This is a genomic window from Melaminivora sp. (genome assembly GCF_032059615.1).
Classification (GTDB): Bacteria; Pseudomonadota; Gammaproteobacteria; order Burkholderiales; family Burkholderiaceae_C; genus Melaminivora.
In genome coordinates this window covers 1-9,050 of the sequence record NZ_DAMCAM010000084.1, presented here as the reverse complement: position 1 = coordinate 9,050, position 9,050 = coordinate 1, and the positions used below count along the sequence as shown (strand labels likewise).

The window sequence follows — 9,050 nt, the reverse complement described above, 5'->3', positions numbered from 1 at the left end:
AGGGCTTGATCAGCCAGGGCGAGGTCAGGGTCGAGTCCACCAGCAGCGGCACGCCCGCGTCCTCGGCGATCTGCGCGATGGTGGGAATGTCCAGCACTTCCATACCCGGATTGCCCACGGTCTCGCCCAGCAGCAGGCGCGTTTCGGGCCGGATGGCGGCGCGCCAGCCGTCGATGTCACCGGGCTTGACGAAGGTCGTCTCGATGCCGAAGCGGCGCAGCGTGTAGTGCAACAGGTTCTGCGAGCCACCGTACAGCGCGGTGCTGGCGACGATGTGCCCGCCCGCGCCCATCAGCGTCGCCACGGCCAGGTGCAGCGCGGCCTGGCCGCTGGCGGTTGCGATCGCGCCCACGCCGCCTTCGAGGGCCGTGACGCGCTGCTCCAGCACGTCGGTGGTCGGGTTGCTCAGGCGGCTATAGACGTGGCCGGGGCGCTCCAGGTTGAACAGCGAGGCGGCGTGGTCGCTGGACTCGAACACGAACGAGGTCGTCAGGTACAGCGGCGTGGCACGCGCGCCGGTGGTCGGGTCCGGCCGACTGCCCGCGTGCAGCGCGAGCGTGTCGAAGCCGGGGTCGGAATATCCGGGCATCCGTGTCTCCAAAGTGGTCAATGCGCGGGGGATTGTGGGCTATATTTTCCCGAGCGCTTCCGGCCCGGCCGGCCTCACTGCCCCTTGCGAGACACCATGAAAGTCAGCGACATCCTGCGCCTCAAAGGCAACACCCTCTACACCGTGACACCGGGCGAACCGCTGGCGCAGGCCGTGCAGACCATGGCCGAGCGCGACATCGGCTCGCTGATCGTCATGGAATACGGCGACCTGGTGGGCATGCTCACCTTCCGCGAGATCAACCAGGTGCTGGCCAGGAACGGCGGCAGCGTCGGCACCATGCTGGTGCGCACCGCCATGGACGACGCGCCCGTGACCTGCACGTTGGAGACCGACATGGACGAGGTGCGCCGCATGATGCTGGGCTGCCATGCGCGCTACATGCCGGTGATGGAAAACCGCATGCTGATGGGCGTGATCAGCTTCTACGACGTCGCCAAGGCGGTGGTGGACAGCCAGAACTTCGAGAACAAGCTGCTCAAGGCCTACATCCGAGATTGGCCGGAGGAAAAATCGCAGCCGTCCGATCAGGCGGGTTGAGTGGCCTGTTTTTTATGAAACACGCATAAAACCCGCACCAATACAGGACTGACAGCTACATTTTAAGTAGCGCCAACGGTCGGCGATAATCCCGCTCCACTATGAGCGGCAACACCCTAGGCACCCTGTTTTGCGTCACCAACTTCGGTGAGTCCCACGGCCCAGCCATCGGCTGCGTGATCGACGGCTGCCCGCCGGGCATGGAGCTGTCCGAAGCCGACATCCAGCGCGACCTGGACCGCCGCCGCCCCGGCACCAGCCGCCATGTCACCCAGCGCAATGAGCCTGACGCCGTGGAAATCCTCTCGGGCGTCTATGAGGGCCGCACCACTGGCACGCCCATTGCCCTGTTGATCCGCAACCAGGATCAGCGCAGCAAGGACTACGGCGCCATTGCCCAGAGTTTTCGCCCGGGCCACGCCGACTACACCTATTGGCACAAGTACGGCCTGCGCGACCCGCGCGGCGGCGGGCGCTCGTCGGCGCGCCTGACGGCCCCCACGGTGGCTGCCGGCGCCGTTGCCAGGAAGTGGCTGCAGGAACAGTTCGGCACCCGGTTTCGCGCCTGCATGACGCAGCTGGGCGAGCTGCCCATCCCCTTCGAGACCTGGGAACACGTGCCGCACAACCCGTTCTTCGCCCCTGTGGCAGACGTTGCGCAGTATGAGGACTACATGGACGCGCTGCGCAAGGCCGGCGACTCCTGCGGCGCGCGCATCCGCGTGCAGGCCAGCGGCGTGCCCGTCGGCCTGGGCGAACCGCTGTACGACCGGCTGGATGCCGATATTGCCCACGCCATGATGGGCCTGAACGCCGTCAAGGGCGTGGAGATCGGCGCCGGCTTCGCCAGCGCGGCGCAGCGCGGCACGGTGCATGGCGACTCGCTCACGCCGCAGGGCTTTGCCAGCAACCATGCTGGCGGCATCCTGGGCGGCCTCAGCACGGGTCAGGACATCGAGGTGAGCCTGGCCATCAAGCCGACCAGCTCCATCATCAGCCCGCGCCAGTCCATCGACGTCGACGGCCACAGCGTTGATGTGGTGACCAAGGGCCGGCATGACCCCTGCGTCGGCATCCGCGCCGCGCCGATCGCCGAGGCGCTGCTGGCGCTGGTGCTCATGGACCACACGCTGCGCCACCGGGCGCAGTGCGGCGACGTGGCCCAGGCCGTGGGGCCGATCCCCGCCAGCAACGTCTGAAGGGCGCTTTTGCCCCTTTTCTCTCTGTGAAAGGATGCGAGGGCCGGCCCCATCCCGCCCCATGGCGTCGCCTTCCCTTCTTGCTCCCTCTCCCCCTGGGAGAGGGCAGGGGTGAGGGCCAGCCCCATCCCGCCCGACGCCATCATGCCCACCAGGCGCCACCCAGTTTCAAATAAAAACGGCCGCAACCCACGCAGGGCAACGGCCGTCAGCTACTGAAAGAGTAGCAGCCTATTTCCCTACCTCGTCCACCAGCGCACGGAATTCGTCCACGTCCTCGAAGCTGCGATAGACGCTGGCAAAGCGCACATAGGCCACCTTGTCGAGCTTTTGCAATTCGCGCATGACCAGTTCGCCCAGGTTGCTCGACAGCAGCTCGCGCTCGCCCAGGTGCAGGAGCCGCTCCTCGATGCGCTCGATGGCGCTGTCGATCTGCAGCGTACTCACCGGGCGCTTGCGCAGCGCCAGCTGAAACGACGCGAGCAGCTTGGCACGGTCGTAGTCCACGCGCCGGCCATCCTTTTTCACGATGGCCGGAAAGTTCACCTCCGGCCGCTCGTAGGTGGTGAAGCGCTTGTCGCAAGCCGCGCAGCGCCGGCGCCGGCGCACCAGCGTGCCATCCTCGGACACGCGGGTCTCGGCGACCTGCGTGTCGGGGTGGCTGCAGAAAGGGCACTTCATGGTCCGCGTCGCTGTGGAGGAAAGCGCCCGGAACGGTCAGCGATAGACCGGGAAGCGGCTGGTCAGTGCGTGCACCTTCGCGCGCACGGCGGCCAGGTGCTCCTCGTCGTGCGGGTGCTCCAGCACGTCGGCCAGCAGGTTGGCCGTCTGGCGCGTTTCCTCTTCCTTGAAGCCGCGCGTGGTGATGGCCGGCGTGCCCACGCGGATGCCGCTCGTCACCATGGGCTTTTCCGGGTCGTTTGGAATGGCGTTCTTGTTGATGGTGATGTGGGCTTTGCCCAGGGCGGCCTCGGCTTCCTTGCCGGTGATGCCCTTGGCGCGCAGGTCCACCAGCATGACGTGGCTTTCCGTGCGGCCGCTGACGATGCGCAGGCCGCGCTCGATCAGCGTGTCGGCAAAGACCCTGGCGTTCTTCACCACCTGCTGCTGGTACTGCTTGAAGCCGGGCTCCAGTGCCTCCTTGAAGGCCACGGCCTTGGCGGCGATGACGTGCTCCAGCGGGCCGCCTTGCAGGCCGGGGAAGATGGCCGAGTTGAGTGCCTTCTCATGCTCGGCCTTCATGAGGATGATGCCGCCGCGCGGGCCGCGCAGGCTCTTGTGCGTGGTCGATGTCACCACGTCGGCGTAAGGGACCGGGTTGGGGTATTCGCCCGCCACCACCAGGCCGGCGTAGTGCGCGATGTCCACCCAGAAAATGGCGCCCACTTCCCTGGCGATTTTCGCGAAGCGCTCGAAATCGATGCGCAGCGCGTAGGCCGAGGCGCCGGCGATGATGACCCTGGGCTTGTGCTCGCGCGCCTTGGCCTCCATCGCCTCGTAGTCGATCTCTTCGCGCTCGTCCAGGCCGTACGAGACCACGTTGAACCACTTGCCGCTCATGTTCAGCGGCATGCCGTGCGTGAGGTGGCCGCCTTCGGCCAGACTCATGCCCAGGAGGGTGTCGCCGGGCTTGCAAAACGCCATCAGCACGGCCTGGTTGGCCTGCGAGCCCGAGTTGGGCTGCACGTTGGCGGCTTCGGCGCCAAACAGCTGCTTGATGCGGTCGATGGCCAGCTGCTCGATCACGTCCACGTTCTCGCAGCCGCCGTAGTAGCGCTTGCCGGGGTAGCCCTCGGCGTACTTGTTGGTCAGCTGGGAGCCCTGTGCAGCCATGACGGCGGGCGAGGCGTAGTTTTCGCTGGCGATCAGCTCGATGTGCTCTTCCTGGCGGCGGTCTTCGGCCTGGATGGCGGCCCACACCTCGGGGTCGGTTTGTTCGACAAGAATGTTGCGTTGGTACATGGTGGCGGTCAGATGAACGTCTGGCCTTCGGGGGTTCCGAGGGCTGCCCAGGCGAACGACGGATCGCGTCCGGACGCCAGGGTCCGCGCGGTACGCTTCCCAGTGGTTGGCAGGAAGAGCGGCAGTGTCTCCTGCGGGATTTCCACGTCAGCGGCGGTCCGTGGAGGGCCGCGCCTATCGCCAGTTGCGTACCCGGCTAGTGTAGCCGAGGGGTGCGCTTTCAGGCGCCGGCCAGCAGGGCCACCTTGTCGGTGCCGGCCGGCAGGGCGGCGGACGGCACGGCCGTCTCTGCAGCGGCCGGGCCCTGGGTGGAGAGCACGGGGCGCGCCTGGGCGGAGGCGGCAGCGCGCGTGCCGGCCACCTGGCGCAGGCGGAAGTGCTCGGCGAGCACCTTGGCGGCATAGCCTCCGTCGCTGGGCAGGTTGGCCGCGCCCACGTAGTAGCGCAGGCCCCCTTCCAGCGAGCCGGCGCGGGCGATGCATTCCTGCAGCACCTTGACGCCCACGCGCAGGTTGGTCACCGGATTGAAGGCGGCAAGGTGGCCGCCCACATCCTCGTATTTGTCTGTATGGATGCGCGTCATGACCTGCATCAGGCCCTGTGCGCCCACGGCGCTTTGCGCAAACGGGTTGAAGCTCGACTCGATGGCGACGATGGCCAGGATCAGGGTCGGGTCGAGCTTGGTGCGCTTGCCCAGGTCGTACGCTTCATTCACCAGGGCTGCGACCGGCTCGGGAGCAACGCGGTACTTCTTGCTCAGCCAGTAGGCCACGGCCGCCTGCTCGCGCGGCAACTCGCGCGGATTGATGGCGATCGGCGGCTCGGCCGCGCTCGTCGCCGCGGCAGCCACTACCGGTTCGGTCAGCGAGGCCGTCAGCGCCGCATCGGGCGCAGGCGCCGCCTGCGCCTGCACCACGTGACGCGATTGCAGCCAGCCCATCAGGCGTGCCTCGCCAGCGTGGCGCAGGTCGGGCCGGGCGGTCAGGGCGATGGCCGCAAAGGCCACGGCGAGTCCCAGCAGTGCGAAGCTGCTGTGGATGACTGCCAGAAAACCACTGACCACATCGGCGGCAAAGGTGCGCGCGCCGGCGACCACTCTTCCTGAAGCTGTCATAGCTTTTCCTTTCTGCATCGAGTCCCGACAGGGGAGGGGCGCCTGAAAGCAGGGAGGGGCGCGGGGACTCGGCGGGTCCGGGCGCGCACGCCAGGACGGTTTGCCATTTCAGTCCGCACACCGGGCGCGTGGCGCTCGGAGACCTGGCGGACTGTCGGAGCCGGAGATCGGCTGCAAACCCTGGGCAGGATGCAAAGGTGCCCTAGGGTTATTACGGGGTCGTCGTGAATTGGCGGATTCTAAAAGTGTCGAAAATTCACCGTCAACACTAAGGACATGTGTTTTGATACAAAAAATTCATATCAAATCTGTGGATTGCAGCAGGAAACAGCCCTGGGCTGACACACATCAAGGGTATGGACCGAACTTCTGGTTCAAGGTTCCACGACCCTGACGCTGCCGTGGAGCGCATGTTGGAAAAACCCGTAGGTTCTGCTAGCCTTCGGGCGTCTGACGTGTTCAGGCATCCTGCCGAAGGCAACGCGAGAAGGGCTTGCAGCGCTCGCATCCACCCGAGGCACCCCCTGGAGGCAATCCCTTGCCTCCCGCGCGGCGGACCATCCTCTCCGCAGCGCAAAAATGGTGGCAAGAAGGCGGTCGCGCCTGCCACCGGGCCCGGTGGCAGAGTGCTTTGCCCCGGGCCTTCGTTTTTGTGGCCCGGCCACCCTTGGGGGCGCCGGGCAAAACCGGGCCAAAATAGCGCCCCGGTCGAGGCACGGGCCCGACCTTCCATTCATCCATGTTTCCCTTTTCTTCCCGCAACAAGATGTCCGACGTCCCTGAAACTTCTCCGGTCCCGGCCAAAGCCAGCGAGCCGCATCCCCTGGACGCGTTGACGGGAGGTGCCTTCTCTGCTCCCACCTCCGGCGAGCGAGCTGCGCGCATCCGTGAGTGGCTGACCACCCAGCCCGCGCAGGAACAGCTGCAGGAAGTGTTCAAGGAACTGAGCGCGCGCGACAAGGGCGCGGCGCGCGCGGTGCGCGAACGCATCGAGGAGCTGCGCCGCGCCCAGGCCCAGCAGGCCATCGCTGCCGAGTGGGCCGGCAAGGCCGAGGCGCTGCTGGCCGCGCCGCGCCTGAACATCGCCGACGCCCTGGCCTGGCAGCGCGACGCGGCCAAGGCCGGAGCGCCGCTGTCGCGCGAGCCGCTGTCGCAGCTCAAGGGCCAGCTGGCCGAGCGCGTCAAGACCATCGAGGACCTGCAGCACCGGGTGCAGGTGCAGCGCGAAGTGGCCGTGCTGCTGGCGCAGCGCATCGAGGTGCTGTCCACCAAGCCCTGGAGGGACGCGCAGGCGGCCCTGGAGCAGCTCGATGCCGACGTGCAGCGCTGGCAGGCGCAGGCCGACGAGCTGTCCGCCGACGCCTCCTGGGCGAGCGTGGAGCCGCGTTTTCCCGCGCAGCTCGATGCCTCGCGCGCTCAGCTGCTGCTGGTCTGGGAGGCTTTCCAGTCGGCTCTGCGCCAGGCCTCGGCCGCCGCCGGGGACGCGTCGGTCGAGCTGCCCCCCGTGCCCGTGTGGGCCGACGAGCTGCGCCAGGCGCGCGGCCTGCCCACGGAGGCCGACAAGGCGCCCGGCCGCGCCGCGCCCCCTGCCGCCGCCCGGCCCAAGACCGATCCGCAGCAGCGCGAAAAAGCGCAGCAGCTGGTGGGCGAGGCGCTGGCGCGGCTGGAGCAGGAAACCGCCCAGGGCCACGGCAAGGCCAGCGCCAACGCCGCCACTGCGCTGCGCGGTGTGCTCAAGACCCATGGCCGGCTGATCGACGGCGAACTCGAGCAGAAGGTGAATGCCGCCCTAGTGGCGGCAGGCGAGCTCGAAGGCTGGCAGCGCTGGAGCGCCGACCAGCTGCGCGAGGAACTGGTGGCGCGTGCCGAGGGCCTGCTGGCCCGGCCCGAGGGCCAGGCCCTGGGCGGACGCAAGATGCAGGAAACCCTGCGCCAGCTGCGCGAGCAATGGAAGCAGGCCGACCAGGGCGCCCCGGCCAACCATGCGCTGTGGAAGCGGTTCGACGAGGCCTGCAACGCCGCGCACAAGGTGGTCGAGGCCTGGCTGGACAAGGTGCGCTCGGAGAGCGTCCAGCACCGGGCCCAGCGCGAGGCGCTGATCGAGGAGATCAACTCCTGGGGCCAGGCGCAGGCCGACACCGCGACCCCCGACTGGAAGGCGGCGCAGCGCGCGCTGCACCAGTTCGGCGAGCGCTGGCGCGCCGGCGGCCATGTGAGCGAGAAAGTCTTTGCCGAACTGCAACCCCTGTGGAAGCAGGCCATGGCCGCCGCGGCCGCACCGCTGGAGGCAGCGCAGAAGGCCAGTCTGCAGCAGCGCCACGCCATGATCGACGAGGCCCAGGCGCTGGGCGGCGCACCCGTGCTGCGCATCGACGCCGTGCGCGCGCTGCAGCAGCGCTGGCAGGCCGAGGCACAGGCCGTGCCGTTGGACCGCCGCCAGGAACAAAAACTCTGGGAAGCCTTCCGCAAGCCCATCGACGAGGCCTTTGCGCGCAAGAGTGCCACGCGCGAGCAGAGCGTTGCGCAGATGAGCGCACGCGACCGGGCGGTGCTGGAGGCCTCGCGGGCCCTGGAAGACGCCAATGCATCGGGCGACGCGCAGAAGATCCGCGCGGCCATGGCTGCGCTGGACGCAGCGCTGCGGGCCCAGCCGACCCAGGAAGAGGAACAAAAACCGGCGCAAGCCCAGACCGCGCAAGGAGAGGTTGCTACGACAACCGGAGCGGACACCGAGGCACCTGAAACCGTTGAAGCGCCCACGCCTGCACCCGCCCCGGCGGTGCCGGCCCGTCCGGTCGTTGCCGTGCGCGGCGATGACCGCCCGGGTGCGCGCCGGCCGGCGGCCGGCGGTGCGGAGCCGCCGCGCGCAGGGCGGGGCGCCGACCCGCGTGATCGCCGCGGCCGCGACGATAGTCGTGCGCCCGGGCGTGGCCGCGAGCGCGAGCGGGAACGGGGCGAGGATATGGCGGCCCGTGGTCCGCGCCTGGGCGACGCGGCCTTCCGTGCCCAGCGCGAAGCCATGGAGCAGGCGCAGGCTGCCTTGCGCAAGCTTGCGGCACAGGCGCACGGCGAGGCCCTCACGCAGCTGGTGTCGGCCTGGAAGAGCCGGGATGCCGCGCAGGTGCCCGGGGTGCAGGAGCTGGGGGGGCGGGTGTCGCCCGCGGCCCGCGCTGCCTGGGCGCAGGCCTTGTCGGCCCCTGCCACCGGGGACGCGAGCCAGGCGCTGCTGCGCCTGGAGATTGCCGCCGAGGTCCCCACGCCCGGTGACCAGCTGGCCGCGCGCCGGGCGCTGCAGCTGCAGCTGCTCACCCGCCGCAACGACCCCTCGCCCGAGCAGACCTGGCAGCAGGACGCCGCGCAGGTGCTGGCCGGCGCCGCAGACGAGGCGCAGGCGCGCCGGCTGCAGGCGGCTCTCAAGGCGCTGATGCGCAAGTGATGGGTCCGTACCGACCAAGCCTGCCCGGGCAGGCCTGGTCGGTACGCGGCGGCAGGCAAGGGCGGGACAGGCCTTCTGCCGCCCGTGGAAGAAAAGAAAAAAAGCCGCTGATCGAAAGATCAGCGGCTTTTTCATGTTTTGGTGCCCAGGAGAGGACTCGAACCTCCACGCCTCTCAGCGCTAGTACCT

7 protein-coding genes and 1 riboswitch are annotated in these 9,050 nt (G+C 68.6%); of the genes, 3 read left to right on the top strand and 4 right to left on the bottom strand.

The annotated features are described in order from the left end of the window. Positions 1-589 (bottom strand): PLP-dependent transferase (locus RT051_RS13715; protein WP_313077520.1); only part of this gene is annotated, 589 nt, incomplete at its 3' end. 96 nt (positions 590-685) lie between these two features. On the opposite strand from RT051_RS13715, the gene RT051_RS13710 reads away from it, so the two are divergent. Next, positions 686-1,150: a CBS domain-containing protein gene (locus RT051_RS13710; protein WP_313077519.1), complete on the top strand. Its 465-nt coding sequence runs from the start codon at positions 686-688 to the stop codon at positions 1,148-1,150. Positions 1,151-1,251: 101 nt separating this feature from the next. Continuing rightward, complete coding sequence (aroC, locus tag RT051_RS13705) at positions 1,252-2,349, top strand: chorismate synthase (RefSeq protein ID WP_313077518.1); 1,098 nt, start codon at positions 1,252-1,254, stop codon at positions 2,347-2,349. Positions 2,350-2,580: 231 nt separating this feature from the next. On the opposite strand, the gene nrdR is transcribed toward aroC, so the two are convergent. The 3 genes from nrdR to RT051_RS13690 all read right to left on the bottom strand — a co-directional run bounded on the left by nrdR (position 2,581) and on the right by RT051_RS13690 (position 5,425). Then, positions 2,581-3,030 carry a transcriptional regulator NrdR gene (nrdR, locus tag RT051_RS13700; protein WP_313077517.1) on the bottom strand — a complete coding sequence of 150 codons (450 nt, stop codon included), beginning with the start codon at positions 3,028-3,030 and terminating at the stop codon, positions 2,581-2,583. 36 nt (positions 3,031-3,066) lie between these two features. Next, positions 3,067-4,311 (bottom strand): serine hydroxymethyltransferase, encoded by a 1,245-nt coding sequence (gene glyA / locus RT051_RS13695; protein WP_313077516.1) that lies wholly within the window; start codon positions 4,309-4,311, stop codon positions 3,067-3,069. 38 nt (positions 4,312-4,349) lie between these two features. Further along, positions 4,350-4,509, bottom strand: a riboswitch (ZMP/ZTP riboswitch). A 22-nt stretch (positions 4,510-4,531) separates the two neighbouring features. Next, the gene (locus tag RT051_RS13690; RefSeq protein ID WP_313077515.1) at positions 4,532-5,425 is read right to left on the bottom strand and encodes a lytic transglycosylase domain-containing protein; all 894 of its coding nucleotides are present in this window, start codon (positions 5,423-5,425) and stop codon (positions 4,532-4,534) included. Positions 5,426-6,191: 766 nt separating this feature from the next. Here RT051_RS13690 and RT051_RS13685 point away from each other — a divergent pair. Then, positions 6,192-8,861: a DUF349 domain-containing protein gene (locus tag RT051_RS13685; RefSeq protein WP_313077514.1), complete on the top strand. Its 2,670-nt coding sequence runs from the start codon at positions 6,192-6,194 to the stop codon at positions 8,859-8,861. Positions 8,862-9,050: the final 189 nt, after the last annotated feature.